The 14,308-nt window shown below is 66.6% G+C and carries 14 protein-coding genes; 5 read left to right on the top strand and 9 right to left on the bottom strand.

Annotated features, from left to right (window positions below):
- Positions 1-75: 75 nt before the first annotated feature.
- From ACJH71_RS19730 to ACJH71_RS19715, 4 genes are all read right to left on the bottom strand, one after another.
- Entirely contained in the window at positions 76-549 is a 474-nt protein-coding gene (locus tag ACJH71_RS19730) for a hypothetical protein (protein ID WP_406759666.1), read from the bottom strand.
- Positions 550-551: 2 nt separating this feature from the next.
- Complete coding sequence (locus ACJH71_RS19725) at positions 552-2,435, bottom strand: glycohydrolase toxin TNT-related protein (RefSeq protein WP_406759675.1); 1,884 nt, start codon at positions 2,433-2,435, stop codon at positions 552-554.
- Positions 2,417-2,731, bottom strand: a complete 315-nt coding sequence (locus tag ACJH71_RS19720) for a DUF2563 family protein (protein ID WP_406759665.1) — start codon at positions 2,729-2,731, stop codon at positions 2,417-2,419. Before ACJH71_RS19720 ends, ACJH71_RS19725 begins: the two co-directional genes overlap by 19 nt.
- 116 nt (positions 2,732-2,847) lie before the next feature.
- Entirely contained in the window at positions 2,848-3,573 is a 726-nt protein-coding gene (locus ACJH71_RS19715) for an acetoacetate decarboxylase family protein (protein ID WP_406759664.1), read from the bottom strand.
- Positions 3,574-3,615: 42 nt separating this feature from the next.
- On the opposite strand from ACJH71_RS19715, the gene ACJH71_RS19710 reads away from it, so the two are divergent.
- On the top strand, positions 3,616-4,833 hold the full coding sequence (locus ACJH71_RS19710) for a cytochrome P450 (RefSeq protein WP_406759674.1): 1,218 nt from the start codon (positions 3,616-3,618) through the stop codon (positions 4,831-4,833).
- Positions 4,834-4,854: 21 nt separating this feature from the next.
- Here ACJH71_RS19710 and ACJH71_RS19705 read toward each other — a convergent pair whose 3' ends face one another.
- From ACJH71_RS19705 to ACJH71_RS19695, 3 genes are all read right to left on the bottom strand, one after another.
- On the bottom strand, positions 4,855-5,730 hold the full coding sequence (locus ACJH71_RS19705; RefSeq protein WP_406759663.1) for a hypothetical protein: 876 nt from the start codon (positions 5,728-5,730) through the stop codon (positions 4,855-4,857).
- An 80-nt stretch (positions 5,731-5,810) separates the two neighbouring features.
- Positions 5,811-6,815 carry an NAD-dependent epimerase/dehydratase family protein gene (locus tag ACJH71_RS19700; protein WP_406759662.1) on the bottom strand — a complete coding sequence of 335 codons (1,005 nt, stop codon included), beginning with the start codon at positions 6,813-6,815 and terminating at the stop codon, positions 5,811-5,813.
- Positions 6,815-7,615: a crotonase/enoyl-CoA hydratase family protein gene (locus ACJH71_RS19695; RefSeq protein ID WP_406759661.1), complete on the bottom strand. Its 801-nt coding sequence runs from the start codon at positions 7,613-7,615 to the stop codon at positions 6,815-6,817. The genes ACJH71_RS19700 and ACJH71_RS19695 overlap by 1 nt, the downstream gene beginning before the upstream one ends.
- A 69-nt stretch (positions 7,616-7,684) precedes the next feature.
- Here ACJH71_RS19695 and ACJH71_RS19690 point away from each other — a divergent pair, with 69 nt between their 5' ends.
- Positions 7,685-9,337: an acyl-CoA synthetase gene (locus tag ACJH71_RS19690; protein WP_406759660.1), complete on the top strand. Its 1,653-nt coding sequence runs from the start codon at positions 7,685-7,687 to the stop codon at positions 9,335-9,337.
- A gap of 62 nt (positions 9,338-9,399) precedes the next feature.
- Complete coding sequence (locus ACJH71_RS19685) at positions 9,400-10,815, top strand: WS/DGAT/MGAT family O-acyltransferase (RefSeq protein WP_406759659.1); 1,416 nt, start codon at positions 9,400-9,402, stop codon at positions 10,813-10,815.
- A gap of 3 nt (positions 10,816-10,818) precedes the next feature.
- Here ACJH71_RS19685 and ACJH71_RS19680 read toward each other — a convergent pair whose 3' ends face one another.
- The gene (locus ACJH71_RS19680; protein ID WP_406759658.1) at positions 10,819-12,372 is read right to left on the bottom strand and encodes a succinic semialdehyde dehydrogenase; all 1,554 of its coding nucleotides are present in this window, start codon (positions 12,370-12,372) and stop codon (positions 10,819-10,821) included.
- A gap of 42 nt (positions 12,373-12,414) precedes the next feature.
- The gene (locus tag ACJH71_RS19675) at positions 12,415-13,164 is read right to left on the bottom strand and encodes a hypothetical protein (RefSeq protein ID WP_406759673.1); all 750 of its coding nucleotides are present in this window, start codon (positions 13,162-13,164) and stop codon (positions 12,415-12,417) included.
- 160 nt (positions 13,165-13,324) lie between these two features.
- Between ACJH71_RS19675 and ACJH71_RS19670 the strand changes: the two genes are divergently transcribed.
- Both ACJH71_RS19670 and ACJH71_RS19665 read left to right on the top strand, forming a co-directional pair.
- The gene (locus tag ACJH71_RS19670) at positions 13,325-13,759 is read left to right on the top strand and encodes a DUF6636 domain-containing protein (RefSeq protein WP_406759657.1); all 435 of its coding nucleotides are present in this window, start codon (positions 13,325-13,327) and stop codon (positions 13,757-13,759) included.
- A gap of 52 nt (positions 13,760-13,811) precedes the next feature.
- Entirely contained in the window at positions 13,812-14,306 is a 495-nt protein-coding gene (locus ACJH71_RS19665) for an RICIN domain-containing protein (protein ID WP_406759656.1), read from the top strand.
- Positions 14,307-14,308 lie beyond the last annotated feature (2 nt).

Genomic DNA, 14,308 nt, shown 5'->3' with positions numbered 1-14,308 from the left:
ATCGGCAACACTCCGCGATCGGCAAGATTCCGCCCATCACCAGGTTGACCAACCTGCCTGGGCAGTACAGCTAGGTCAGGCGATGCCCTCACTTACGAGCTGCTCGACCTCATCTACGGACCTAGTCATTAGATGACTGAAAATCGTTGCATTCACTACGGATAATATGGCGCGGTCGCCGTTCGAACGGATTTCATAGCCGCGATCGACGCGGGTGACTTTGATCCCGGGAGCGTAACCCAGGCGATAGAGGTCTGTTCCCAAAGGCCCGGAGGCAAGGCTTGGGCGCGCTGCTGTTCCCCAATCCCAGATCAGGTACTTCTCCGCCAGATCGAGGCTCGAGAATCGAGCGTCGCCGTCCGTTCGCTTACCGCGATCGTCGACTATGTCCGTTACCCACCAGGGACTCTCGTTGCGGAGATGGACCGAATAGCCGTTGGACTTGAATGCGATATGACAGTCGTCGCAAGTAGTCGAAATCGATACGTCTCCGCCGCTGAACATCGGAGCCCAGCGTTGCCAGTGTTGGATCAGACGCGAGAAATCCATGACTACTTTTGCCTCCTGAGGAATCCCGACCGGATCAGCTCTTCGACGCTGCCGGTATCTCCGAACTCATCGATTATTCGAAATTGTGTCCCACCGCCGGGTTGGTGGAACCATGGTGCGGTTTGCGACTGCTCGATATGCCAACCGGGTGGCAGGGCGGTGGGATCGTTGACGACATATCGCAGGTAGGGCATCGTCGCGCTTTCCGGCGGGAGTGACAACTCGGCAAAGGGCGTACCTTCCGGAGCCATGTAACCGCCGTATTCAGATCCGAATCGCCCGAGCTCGGTTCCCGCGGTCAAGTCGGCGTCGGGGATGACGGTGCCCGGTATTGCGTACGGCTTGCTGGCCAGGCTGTCGTCAGGGTAGATCAAGCGGCCGGCGGAGTCGGTGAATTGTGGTCCCGGTTCGATGGGGTGGTAGCCCTCGAACAAGGGTGAATCAGTTGGTAATGGATGTACCTCGGTTGCTGGGGCCGGCACGTGTGGCCCGCTGTGTGGGACGTGTTCGTGCGTAAGCACCGCTGGGCCTTGATCGGCAGTCGTCAGCGGCGGCGGAATGTGGTCGCCACCGGTGGTAACCGGAGCGTGCGCACCCGAGTGGTGGATGGCGAGATCGTCGGCGGCGGCCTGCGCGCGGATTTCGGCCTGGGTGATCGCGCGCGGCAGCACGTTGTCGGCGCTCAGTCCGACAGCGGTACCGCCGCTGGTTTCGAGGGCTTCGCGGGCGAACAGGGACCGCATGCCTTGCCAGCCGGCTTCTACGCCGGCCTTGCCGGCGGTGACCGCGGGCCCGGCGCCCACCGCGGTGAAGATGACGTTCTGCAGCAGCGCGTCGTCGGGGGTGACGCGGCCCGGGTCGAGGAACCGGGAGCCGGCCAGCTTGCCGTCCTGATAGCTGAAGTAGGCGCCACTGCCGGCGTCGGCGCCTTGGTCGTAGACCTCGCCGGTGCCGTTTTTGAGGGTGCCGGTCACCACCATCTTTTGGCCCTCGAGGGTGTAGGCGAATGACACGGCGCCGCCGGGACCCAGGTGCACCGAGGCGGGATCGATGGTCGAGTAGTCGGGGATCTTGCCCAGGTCATCGAGGGCATCGGCGAGGTTCTTCTTCAATGCCGGCAGCTGCGTCATCGCCTCCTGGGCCGCGTCGCTGCCCGCACCCTGCTGGTACGCCTTGGCCGTGGCGTCGTCGAGGGCTTTTTGGGCGGCCCGGACCCGGGCCATTGCATCGAGCACCGCCTGGTCGTTGGCGCGCAACAGCTCCTCGAACGCGAACTGGTCGCCCGGCGTGCTCGGGGCGGGACTGAGGGGGCCACCCAGCGGTGCGCTGGCGTAGCCGTGGGAGAGCAGCTTGGTTGTCGAAACCTGAAGTATTCCGGCGTAGTCGTCGCGGAGCTTCTCGATCTGATGCAAGATGCCGGCGGTGTCGTCGATCGCGACCTGTTCCAACTCGGCGGTATCGAGGTGCGCCTGCTGGTACATGCCGATGCGGTTGTCGATGTCTTGCAGCTGGATCTCCAGCGCATGGATCTTCCCGGCCGCGGACTTCTGGGCCTCGGCCAGCGCGGCGGCGATCATTTCCAGGTCGGTGCCGATAGCCGTGAGCTGGGTTTGCTGCAGGTGCAAGGTGTCGGTGGCGCGTTGCACTTCCGCCGAGTCGTTGATCGGGTGCTCGCCGTTCTCCCGGTTCCAGGCCGCCTGGAAGCGTTGGCGGGCTTGGGCGAACGCCGCGCTGGACTCGGCGGTACACGCGCCGGCGTTGTGGAAGGCCTGCGCGAGTTCGTCGACAGCGGCCGGGTTACCGCTTCGCAGGGTGTTGTTGACCTGCCACGGGTCGCCGCCCGCGGCATCGATGAGCAGCGGCAGGCTTATGTAGCGGAGTTGCACCACACTGCACGAAGTTCGGCCGCGTTGTGCTGATCCATACCGATAAATGCCCGCCGGGCGTGATGTGCCTTGTCGGCGACATCGGCCAAGACGCGGCGTTGATCGTTGAGGGTTGTGACGTGGTCGCTATGGCGGGTCGAGATCGCCTGGTGGAAGGCGTCGGCGGCGCCGAAACTGCCGAAGATTCCCGCCGCCACCGCAGTCTGGTCCAACGACGCCGCGCCCGCCTGGGCGTGGTCCGCAGCGCTGTGAGAATGGGTTGCCCCGTCCTTCAGCATCGCCGGATCGACGAACATCGTGACTCCTTTACTGCGTCAGCTGGGAATCAACGTTGACAGCCGGTCGTGCGGGCGTCAATTCACCGAGGAGAATGGCCGAAGTTCGTGGATCAGCCCCGGCCGTGCTTGGACGGTTAGCTGCCGATCACCTGCGCGTCGCCGAAGGTCATCTCGACCCGGCCCACGGTCGACGACATCATCGGCCGCTTGGGCAGACCCAGCGCGGCCAGCTCGCGGGCGTAAGGGTGGGTGCCCAGCCGCAGCGTGGTACCGCCGAGCGACCCGCGCACTTTCGAAATTCGCATCTCCCAAGGCACTTGGCGGGTAACGCCGTCGAGGTGGCTGAATGCTTGCAGCACCCGGGGCTTGGACGTGAACAGCCCCGGAACCGGCAGCCCGCGACCGAATTCCATGGTAGCGATGTGCTGGCCGTCAGCGGCGACATCGAAACCCAACTGCCGTCCGTCGCGAACGGCGAAGTCCGCCATGATCTTCGGGAATCCCCAGATGGTGCGCCCGGCCTCGAGGGTGAACTCCTGGTCGACCGGCAGGTGGTGGATGAACGCGCCGGCCGAGCCCAATGCCCGCCAGCCGCTGGCCTCGGTCCCCGGCGGGTTGACCATCACCGCGGTCCCGAACTCCAGGTACTTGCCCAGGTCGCCGTCTATGTAGCGGGCCAGCATCAGATTGACCACGGCGCGTCCCGGCTGCTGCTGGAAGACCTGCAGGCCGCTGTAGTCGATCATCGCCTGCGCGGCGTCCGCAGGGACCGAAAACATTGCGGAATGTACATCCGCGTGACGGATGCGGACCGGCATGGTAAGCACAGTGCCAGCGATGGTGTGCTGTGAAAGAGCCATGGCTCCCACTGTAATCCGGGGAGGACGTCAATGACCGAGGTAATGGCCGATGCGAAGCCGGCCACCAAGCCGGACGTCGATCTGACCGACGGCACGTTTTACGCCGACGGGGGTGCTCGTGGCGCCTACGGTTGGATGCGGATCAACGAGCCGGTGTTCCGGGACCGCAACGGGCTGGCCGCGGCGGCCACCTACCAAGCGGTGATCGACGCCGAACGCACGCCCGAAGTGTTCTCCAACGCCGGCGGCATCCGTCCCGACCAACCGGGCTTCCCATACATGATCGACATGGACGACCCCGCGCACCTGTTGCGCCGCAAGCTGGTCAACGCCGGATTCACCCGCAAACGCGTGCATGCCCAGCTGCCGTCCATCGAGACGTTGTGCGACACCCTCATCGACGCGGTGTGCGAGCGCGGTGAATGCGACTTCGTCCGCGACATCGCCGCCCCGCTTCCGATGGCGGTGATCGGTGACATGCTCGGGGTGCTGCCCGAAGAACGATCGATGCTGCTGCGGTGGTCAGACGACCTGGTGGCCGGGCTGAGCTCACACCTGGATCCGGAATCGGCGACGGCTCAGGCGGTCATGGCGGCGTTCGCCGGCTGGACCGAATTCACCAGGAACACCATCACGAAACGTCGGGCCGAGCCCACCGACGACCTGTTCTCCGTGCTGGTCAACGCCGAGGTGGACGGCGCCGTGATGACCGACGACGAGATCATCTTCGAGACCCTGCTGATCCTGATCGGCGGCGACGAGACCACCCGTCACACGCTATCCGGTGGCACGGCGCAGCTACTGCGCCACCTCGATCAGTGGGAGTTGCTGCAGCGCGAACCCGATCGGTTGCCGGTGGCGATCGAGGAGATGCTGCGGTGGACCTCGCCGGTGAAGAACATGTGCCGCACCCTGACCCGCGACACCGAGTTCCACGGCACGCAGCTGCGCGAGGGCGAGAAGATGCTGCTGCTGTTCGAGTCGGCCAACTTCGACGAGTCGGTGTTCGACGAGCCGGAACGCTTCGATGTCACCCGCGACCCCAACAGCCATGTGGCATTCGGTTTCGGCACGCACTTCTGCCTGGGCAACCAGCTGGCCCGGCTGGAATTGCGGCTGATGACACAGCGGATCCTGCAGCGCCTGCCGGATCTGCGGCTGGCGTCCGGCGACGCGTTGCCGCTGCGCCCGGCGAACTTCGTCAGCGGCCTGGAATCGATGCCGGTGGTGTTCACCCCGAGCAAACCGGTGCTGGCGTAGTCATCTTCGCCGAGCGTGTAATCAGGCCGGATATTTCGCGGAAATCTCGGGCTCAGTACACGTTCGGCGCGCCCAGGCATCGCTGACTCGGCCGATGATCCCGGCTTCGGTGTCTTCGACAGTGATCCGGATATCGATCCAGCCGAGTTGGGTCATGGTTTCGTGGCGCCTGATGCCCTTGTTGAATGCCGCACGCGTGATCCGGTGGTGCTCGCCTTCGTAGTCGACACCGACTTTGATGTCCTCCCAACCCATGTCCGCTACCGCAGCAAGCTGGCCGTACTCGTCGTAGACCGGAATCTGGGTTTGCGGCTGGGGAAATCCGGCGCGGATCAGCAACAGCCGCAACCACGTTTCTCGCGGCGACTCGGCGCCGGCGTCAACGAGTGATAGCGCCATCCGTGCACGGCGGATCCCTCGGCGGCCCCGGTAGCGCTCGGCCAGTACCTCGACCTCGGCCATCGTGAGGCGGGTCGCGCGGGCCAGTGCGTCGATGGCCGCGACTGATTTCCCGACTGGGTAGCGGCAGGCCAGGTCCAACGCGGTGCGTGCGGGGGTGGTGACCGGCATACCGGCGATCAGCTGGACTTCATCGGCTTGGAATCGGTCGGACCAGGTCCTGACGCCCCCGGGCGGGCGCCGGCAGTCGAAGAGCAACTCGGCCGGAGCGCGGTCCTCGACCCACCTGGCACCGTGCAGCGCGGCAGCGGATTGGCCGGCGATCACCCCGCGCCGCCGGGACCACAGCCATGCGGCGCGTGCCCGCGACACGGCGGTGAGCTCCGGCCCGGTCGGGACGTAGACGTCCGGATGGATCGCGGTGAATCGGCTCCGCAAGGCGTACGGCGTCAGCCGCCCGGTCCGCACGGCTTCGCTGCCCAAGAACGGTGTCACCATGGCGGGAGTCTGCCAACGACCACCGACACGAACGCCGAACGTGCACTGGTTGCGAAAATCCGGCCGGATTCTCGCAGTGGTTACACGTTCGGCGAAAAGGGCGGGGAGGCGAGGCTGGCCCGCAGCGACTCGATGATCGCCTCGATCGGCGACCGCCACGCCAGACCCAGATCGGCCAGCGTGGCCGAGTCATCGGTCGGGGTGGCCGAGGTCAGCAGCCAGGCCGCCTCGTAGCTCAGTGACTCGGGCAGCGGCAGCAGCTTGCTGGCCAGGTCGCTGACCCGGCCGATGCCCTTGAAAACGCTGGGGGCCACCCGGATTCGGCGTACCGGCTTGCCCAGACCCTGTTCCACCGCGGCGATCATGTCGTCGAAGCTGACCATGATTCCGCCGCACAGATAGCGATGCGGACCGCGACCGGGCCGCATCAGCGCCTCGTGCACCCGGCCGATGTCGCGGACGTCGACCATCGCCATGCCGCCGCGCACCACCGGCGCCACCCGATACTTGACGATCGGCGCCCAGCCCCGTTCGGTGACGCCGGGCGCGGTGTGAAACGCCGGGCCGACCACGCTGGAGGGATACGTGACCACGACCGGTGCGCCCTCGTCCTGCAGCCGGCGGGCCACCCGCTCGCCGTAGGCCTTGGTGCGCGCATACGCGCTGCGCCCCGGCACGGTCGGCGAATCCGGGCCGATGATCCCGTTCGGCGGCGGGAACAGCGCGCTGTAGGAACTGACCGACACCACCGGGTCCAGACCTGCGGCCACGGCGCGGGTCAGGATCGCTTCGGTGGCGTAGGCGTTGATGTCCCACATCAACTTTTCCTGGCGGTCGTTGGTGCCGACCACCCCGGCGGCATGCAGCACCGAGTCGCAGCCGTCCAACAGCGCAGCCACCACCGCGGTGTCGCGGATGTCGCCGTCGAGCACTTCGAGTGCGCCGAATTCGCGCAACCGGGGAATGACCGGCTCGTCACCGCAGCCCGGGGCGACCAGCAGCCGAACCGAATGCCCGGCTTCCAGCAGTGTCTTGACCGTGTGGGCGCCGAGGTAGCCGGTGCCGCCGGTGACTGCGACCCGCATCAGCGGTTCTTGAACTCCGGCTTGCGCTTCTCGGCGAACGCCCGCGGCCCTTCCTTGGCGTCCTCGCTCAAGAACACCTTGATGCCGATCTTGGTGTCGATCTGGAATGCGTCGTTCTCGTGCAGGCCCTCGGTCTCGTGGATGGTGCGCAGCATCGCCTGCACCGCCAGCGGACCGTTGTTGTTGATCTGCTCGGCGATCTCCAGCGCCTTGTCCAGCGCGGAACCGTCCGGCACCACGTGGCCGATCAGGCCCATCTCCAGCGCCTCGGCGGCGGTGATGTGCCGACCGGTGAACAGCAGGTCACAGGCCATGGTGTAGGGAATCTGGCGCACCAGCCGCACCGCGGAGCCGCCCATCGGGTACAGGCTCCACTTGGCCTCGGAGATGCCGAACTTGGCGCTTTCGCCGGCGATGCGGATGTCGGTGCCCTGCAGGATCTCGGTGCCCCCGGCGATGGCCGGGCCTTCCACCGCGGCGATCAACGGCTTGGTCAGCCGGCGGCCCTTGAGCAGGCCGTCGATACGCGACGGGTCGTAGCTGCCGTCTTTGAACGAGTCGCCCGGCGCCTTCTTGTTGGCTGCCTTGAGGTCCATTCCCGCGCAGAAATAACCACCGGCGCCGGTCAGGATGCACGAGCGGATCTCGTCGTCGTTGTCGACGCGGTCCCAGGCCTCGACCATGATCGCCAGCATTTCGCCGGAAAGAGCGTTGCGGGCCTCGGGACGGTTCAGCGTGACGATCAGCGTGTGTCCGCGCTGCTCAACGAGGGCGTGGGGCTGTTCTGACGACTCGCTCACCGGCGTCCGCCTTTCCGGGTTGGGACCTCGACTTGAAATCGAAATGTAACACGTTCTAGTTTGTGTGTTGTGGCTCTCAACATCGCCGACTTAGCCGAACACGCCATCGACGCCGTACCGGATCGGGTTGCCCTGATCTGTGGGCCTGACGAGCTGACCTACGGGCAGCTCGAGGAGAAGGCCAACCGGCTGGCCCATTACCTGATCAGTCAGGGCGTCAAGAAGGACGACAAGGTCGGCCTGTACTGCCGCAATCGCAACGAGATCGTCGTCGCGATGCTCGGCATCATCAAGGCCGGCGCCATCTTGGTCAACGTCAACTTCCGCTATGTCGAGGGGGAGCTGCGCTACCTGTTCGACAACTCGGACATGGTCGCGGTGGTGCACGAGCGCCAGTACGCCGACCGGGTGGCCAACGTGCTGCCCGACACCCCGCACGTCAAGACCATCCTGGTGGTCGAGGACGGCAGCGATCTGGACTACCAGCGCTACGGCGGCGTGGAGTTCGAGGCCGCACTGGCGCAGAGTTCGCCGGAGCGGGACTTCGGACCGCGCAGCGCCGACGACATCTACCTGCTCTACACCGGCGGCACCACCGGCTTCCCTAAGGGCGTGATGTGGCGCCACGAGGACATCTACCGGGTGCTGTTCGGCGGAACCGACTTCGCCACCGGCGAACCGATCGCCGACGAGTACGACCTGGCCAAGCTGGCCGTCGCCAACCCGCCGATGGTCCGGCACCCGATCCCGCCGATGATCCACGGCGCCACCCAGTCGGCCACCTGGATGTCGCTGTTCAGCGGCCAAACCGTGGTCCTGGCACCGGAATTCGATGCCGACGCGGTGTGGCGCACCATCCACGACCACAAGGTCAATCTGCTGTTCTTCACCGGGGACGCGATGGCGCGCCCGCTGCTGGATGCGCTGCTGGCCCATCAGGACGCCGGTAACGAGTACGACCTGTCGTCGCTGTTCCTGCTGGCATCCACCGCGGCGCTGTTCAGCCCGAGCATCAAGGAACGGCTGCTGGAGCTGCTGCCCAACCGGATCATCACCGACTCCATCGGGTCCAGCGAGACCGGTTTCGGCGGCACCAGCATCGTCGCCAAGGGCGAAGCGCACACCGGCGGCCCGCGGGTCACGATCGACAAGACCACCGTGGTGCTCGACGACGACGGCAACGAGGTCCAGCCCGGGTCGGGCGTGCGGGGCATCATCGCCAAGCGCGGTCACATCCCGGTCGGCTACTACAAGGACGAGAAGAAGACCGCCGAGACGTTCCGCACCATCAACGGGGTGCGCTACGCGATCCCCGGCGACTTCGCGCAGGTCGAGGCCGACGGCAGCGTGACCATGCTGGGCCGCGGGTCGGTGTCGATCAACTCCGGTGGCGAGAAGATCTACCCCGAAGAGGTCGAGGCGGCCCTCAAGACCCACCCCGACGTCTTCGACGCCCTGGTGGTCGGGGTGCCCGATGCCCGCTACGGCCAGCATGTGGCCGCGGTGGTTCAGGCGCGCGGCGACGCACGGCCTTCGCTGGAGGAGATCAACGCCTGCGCCCGTACCGAGATCGCCGGCTACAAGGTGCCCCGCAGCCTGTGGTTCGTCGACGAGGTCAAGCGCTCCCCGGCCGGCAAGCCCGACTACCGCTGGGCCAAAGAGCAGACCGAAGCCCGTCCCGCCGACGAGGTGCACGCCAAGCACGTGGCGGCAGAGAGCTAACTCACCGAATTTTTGGTGCAGAGCTGCCCTCGACGGAACGCTTTGCGGGCTAGTCTCTGTCGATGCAGCGACTTTCGGGCGTCGACGCGGCGTTCTGGTCTGCCGAAACGGCGGGCTGGCACATGCACATCGGTGGGTTGGCGATCTGCGACACCACCAATGCGCCGAACTACAGCTTTGAGCGGGTTCGCCAGCTGCTGATCGAGCGATTACCGCAACTGCCGCAGCTGCGCTGGCGGGTCAGCCCTTCGCCGATGGGCCTGGACCGGCCGTGGTTCGTCGAAGACGAGCATCTCGACATCGACTTCCACCTGCGGCGTATCGGCGTTCCCGCGCCGGGCGGGCGGCGCGAGGTCGAAGAGCTGGTGGGCCGCCTGATGTCCTACAAGCTGGACCGTTCCCGACCGTTGTGGGAGATGTGGGTCATCGAAGGCGTAAGCGGCGGCCGGGTCGCGACGCTGACCAAGATGCATCACGCGATCGTCGACGGTGTCTCTGGTGCAGGACTGTTCGAGATCATGCTGGACATCACGCCGGAGCCGCGGCCGCCGCTACCGGAGACGATCGGGTCGTCGAACGGATCCGTCATCCCCAGCTACGAGCGCCGGGTCGTCGAGGAATTGGTCAACGTCGCGGTCAAGACGCCGTACCGCATCGGCCGGCTGCTGCAGCAGACCGTCCGCCAGCAGATCGCCACTGTCGGATTGGGACTTCCCCGCAAACCACCGCGCTACTTCGACGCCCCGGTAACTCGTTTCAACGCCAGCGTGTCGCCGCACCGGCGGATCAGCGCCGCCCGGGTCGAGTTGGCCCGGATCAAGGCCGTCAAGGACGCCTACGGGGTCAAGCTCAACGATGTAGTGCTCGCCATGGTCGCCGGCGCAGTTCGGCAGTATCTCGGCGAGCGCGGCGAGCTGCCGGACAAGCCACTCGTCGCCCAGATCCCGGTGTCGACCCGCACCGAAGAGAGCCAGGGCGAGGTCGGCAACAAGGTCAGCTCGATGACGGTGTCGATGGCGACCGACATCGAGGGAGCAGCCCAGCGGCTCAAATCGATTCACGCCAGCACTCAGAGTGCCAAGCAGATGGCGAAGGCGTTGTCGGCGCACCAGATCATGGGCCTGACCGACACCACCCCGCCGGGGCTGCTGCAGCTGGCCGCCCGTGCCTACACCGCGACCGGGCTGTCGAACCGGCTGGCCCCGATCAACCTCGTCGTCTCCAACGTGCCGGGTCCGCCGATTCCGATCTACATGGCCGGAGCGGAACTGGAGTCACTGGTGCCGCTCGGCCCGCCGGTCATGGACGTGGCGCTGAACATCACCTGCTTCTCCTACCGCGACCACCTCGACTTCGGATTCGTGACCACCCCGGAAATCGCCGAGGACATCCACAAGATGGCCGACGGGATCGAGCCGGCGCTGGCCGAGTTGGAGCGCGACATCGACCGGGGGAAGAACCGCACCGGCCGACGCTGATCGCTAACGCCCGGGCAGTGCCTGCACCACGCGGATCATCGGGGTCAGCATCTTTTGCCACAGCGGGCCGGAAATCCCCAGCGGCGGGTCCAGATTCAGGATCCGGGCGGTGGAGACCGTCTGCGATTCGGTGTACTTGAGGATCCCGTCGGCACCGTGGCGGCGGCCAACCCCGGAGGCCTTCATGCCGCCCATCGGCGCGGCGACGCTCCCGAAGGCCAGGGCGTAACCCTCGTCGACATTGACCGTGCCGGACTTGATCCGTGCGGCGATGGCCTCACCCTGGGACTTGCTGGCGGCCCACACGCTGGCGTTCAGCCCGTATTCGGTGTCGTTGGCCTTGGCGATGGCCTCTTCGACGCTGTCGACGGGGTAGATGGAGACGACCGGGCCGAACGTCTCGTTGCGCCCGCACTCCATCTCGTCGGTGACATCGGTCAGCACGGTCGGCTCGTAGAACAGCGGCCCGATGTCGGGGCGGGCATTTCCGCCGGCGATGACCTTGGCGCCCTTGGCCTTCGCGTCGTCGACGTGGTTGGAGATGGTCTTGATCTGGTCTTCGGAGATCAAGCTGCCCATGTCGGCGGTGAAGTCGTAGGTGGCCGAGAGCTGCATGGCGCGCACCTGCTCGGCGAACTTCGCGGCGAACTCGTCCGCGACGTCGCGCTCGACGTAGATCCGTTCGATCGAGATGCACAACTGCCCGGCGTTGGAGAAGCAGGCGCGGGTGGCGGCCTTGGCGACCTCCGACAGGTTGGCGCCCTTGGTGACGATCATCGGGTTCTTGCCGCCCAGTTCGGCGGAGAAGCCGATCAGCCGGGAACCGCACTGCTCGGCCAGGGTGCGACCGGTGGCGCTGGAGCCGGTGAACATCAGGTAGTCGCACTGCTGCACGATCGAGGTCCCGACCACCGACCCCGGGCCGGGCACCACCGCGAACAGGTCGCGCGGCAGGCCGGCCTGATACAGCAGTTCGGCGTTGGCCAGCGTGCAGTACGGGGTCTGGCTGTCCGGCTTGACCACCACCGCGTTGCCCGCCAGCAGTGCGGGGATGGCGTCGGAGATCGACAGCGTCATCGGGTAGTTCCACGGCGCGATCACGCCCACCACGCCCTTGGGGTGGTGGTTGACCACGGTCTTGACGACGGCGGGCAGTAGCCCCGGTACCCGCTTGGAGGCCAGCAACTTGGTGGCCTGGCGCGCGTAGTAGCGCGCGTTGAGCATGATGTCCAGGATCTCCTCCTGGGCAGCCGAACGTGCCTTGCCGGTCTCGGCCTGGCAGACGTCCATCAGGAAGTCCCGGTTGGCGATCACCAGATCGCGGTAGCGCTCGATGATCGCGCTGCGCTCCTTGACACCGCGCGCCGCCCAGATGCGCTGGGCCGCGCGGGCCTTGGCGAATGCCGCCGTCACGTCCTCGGCGTTGCCGACCGGGATGGTGGTCAGCGGCTTGCCGGTGAAGACCTCGTCGATGGTCTTCGACTGCCGCGCGTCGATGTCATCGATGGCGGACAGTTGGCGCAGCCGGTCGAAGTCTGCGGCGGATGGGGCGGGCATGGTGAACTCCTACTGGCGGGTAACACGTGGTTAGCGGCCAACCTACCCCGCGCAGCGGCCACCCGGTAGCTCGGCGGCATGGGCGCTGAGCCACTGGGTCATCTGGTTGAGCGCCGCGATCCCGGATCCGAAGCTGCCGTCTTTGGGCTCGGCGGCCAGCGCCACCGCAAGCGACCCGGCCGGCGTGCCGACGACGCCGAACTGGCGCACCAGATACCCGCCGCCCTGGCCGGGACCCCAGCCGCCCTTGGTCGGCGCGCCGATGCTGGCCAGCCCCCAGCGCTGGTCGGGCACGGTGTTACGCATCAAGCTGTAGACGGGCGCAGCGACGGCCATGCACGGCAGGTGGGCGGCGAACACCGCTTGGCGGGCCAGTGGCCACTGGGTCTGGCCGAAGGCGCTGAACTCTGGACGCAGCCGTCGGGATTCGACCGCGGTGCCCGCGTCGCCGCCGGCCCGCAGGACGGCCTGCACCTGCTGGGCGGCCTGGGGCGCCGGACCCAGCGCGGACCACAGCTGCTCGGCGGCGTCGTTGTCGGACGCCGTGACGGCCTTGGCGGCCAGGTCCTGGGCGTTCGGGCGGTTGGCGTGCAGCGCCGCGATCGCCAGCGGGACCTTGATGGTCGACCAGGCGACGCCGTTCTGCAGGGAACCGAGCGTGCCCACCTGGTTCTGGCCGACTGGGGCGTAGGCGATGCCCACGTTGCCCGGAATGGTGTTGGCCAGCTGCGCGAAGCTGGCCTGTAAGGGCTCGGCGGCGGCGGGGGAGGCCAGGGCCAGGGGGAGGGCCATGACGGCGGCCAGGACTGCGACGAGCAAGCGGCGGGCAGCAGGCATTGATTCAGTATTGCGCGCCGCGTGGCCGGAACGGGGGCGGCGCGGCGGGCGGCCGCTGAGGTGAATCATCGGACGAAATCGCGTACTTTTTCCCGCACGCGGCTATCGTCGCGGCATGCGACCTTCCGTCGGCGCAATCGCGGTAGCAACCGCGGCTCTGACCTTCGTGATTATCGGCGGTGCCCCTGCGGCCACCGCCCAGCCGGACATGCACTTCTTCGAGTCCCCCAGCGGAAACATCGCATGCCTGGCGGATTCGGACTCGGTTCGCTGCGACATTCAGGACCGTGATTGGTCGCCGCCGCCGCGACCGTCGGACTGTGCCAGCCAGACCGGATACGGACAGGGCGTCGTGCTCGAGGTCCACGGCAAACCCAAGTTCGTCTGCGGCGGCGACACCACCTTCGGAGGTGACGCCCGAGTCCTGCAATACGGCGATCGTGACGCGACGACCGCCTACACCTGTGTCAGCGAGAAGTCCGGTATCCGCTGCGAAAACCGTGATGACCACGGATTCGCGATCAGTCGTGAGTCCTACGAACTGTTCTGATCGCGATGGGTTGCGGCGCACGATGGCCGGCGCCAAACAGAGGGAGCGAACGATGCATCGGCTGCAGCGGGTGGGCGGAGTCGGTCGGGTTTTTGCCGTGGTCGCCGCGGTGCTGTGCGTCGCGGTGGGGATCGCTGGAGTGGCGGCCGCCGACGACACCGTCCGACTGAACAGTCGGCTGGGCGATTTCTGTCTCGACGCTCCCGGAGCGGACTATTTCACCGCGGTGGTGATCAACCCCTGCGAGGACTCTGACTCCCAGCGCTGGTATCGCAACGGCCGGCAGCTGCAGAACGTCGCCTTTCCCGGCGGATGCCTGATCAATCCGGCGGTCAATGTGAATCCGTCGGGCGAAGGTATGTTCGCGCACCTCGGTCCATGTGTCGCAATGGCGCCCCAGAACTGGAACGTCGACCCGAACGGCCAGGTGAAAAACGACACGGGTTGGTACTGCCTCACAGTCCTCGGCGGGCCAGGGCCGGGAACGTGGGTCTCCGCCCGCTACTGCAACGGCGATCCGAACCAAGGCTGGGACGTCATCTCCTGACC

This window comes from Mycobacterium sp. SMC-15 (assembly GCF_045310925.1).
Taxonomy (GTDB): Bacteria; Actinomycetota; Actinomycetes; order Mycobacteriales; family Mycobacteriaceae; genus Mycobacterium.
The sequence above is the reverse complement of the archived record's forward strand: the minus strand, read 5'-3'. Positions and strand labels throughout refer to the sequence as shown.

Excerpts from the sequence above, each read along its gene's own strand:
- ACJH71_RS19705 (WP_406759663.1), bottom strand. The coding sequence starts at position 5,730 with ATGGTGACACCGTTCTTGGGCAGCGAAGCCGTGCGGACCGGGCGGCTG.
- ACJH71_RS19670 (WP_406759657.1), top strand. The coding sequence starts at position 13,325 with ATGCGACCTTCCGTCGGCGCAATCGCGGTAGCAACCGCGGCTCTGACC.
- ACJH71_RS19710 (WP_406759674.1), top strand. The coding sequence starts at position 3,616 with ATGGCCGATGCGAAGCCGGCCACCAAGCCGGACGTCGATCTGACCGAC.
- ACJH71_RS19675 (WP_406759673.1), bottom strand. The coding sequence starts at position 13,164 with ATGGCCCTCCCCCTGGCCCTGGCCTCCCCCGCCGCCGCCGAGCCCTTA.
- ACJH71_RS19665 (WP_406759656.1), top strand. The coding sequence starts at position 13,812 with ATGCATCGGCTGCAGCGGGTGGGCGGAGTCGGTCGGGTTTTTGCCGTG.
- ACJH71_RS19720 (WP_406759665.1), bottom strand. The coding sequence starts at position 2,731 with ATGTTCGTCGATCCGGCGATGCTGAAGGACGGGGCAACCCATTCTCAC.
- ACJH71_RS19715 (WP_406759664.1), bottom strand. The coding sequence starts at position 3,573 with ATGGCTCTTTCACAGCACACCATCGCTGGCACTGTGCTTACCATGCCG.
- ACJH71_RS19700 (WP_406759662.1), bottom strand. The coding sequence starts at position 6,815 with ATGCGGGTCGCAGTCACCGGCGGCACCGGCTACCTCGGCGCCCACACG.
- ACJH71_RS19680 (WP_406759658.1), bottom strand. The coding sequence starts at position 12,372 with ATGCCCGCCCCATCCGCCGCAGACTTCGACCGGCTGCGCCAACTGTCC.
- ACJH71_RS19685 (WP_406759659.1), top strand. The coding sequence starts at position 9,400 with ATGCAGCGACTTTCGGGCGTCGACGCGGCGTTCTGGTCTGCCGAAACG.
- ACJH71_RS19730 (WP_406759666.1), bottom strand. The coding sequence starts at position 549 with ATGGATTTCTCGCGTCTGATCCAACACTGGCAACGCTGGGCTCCGATG.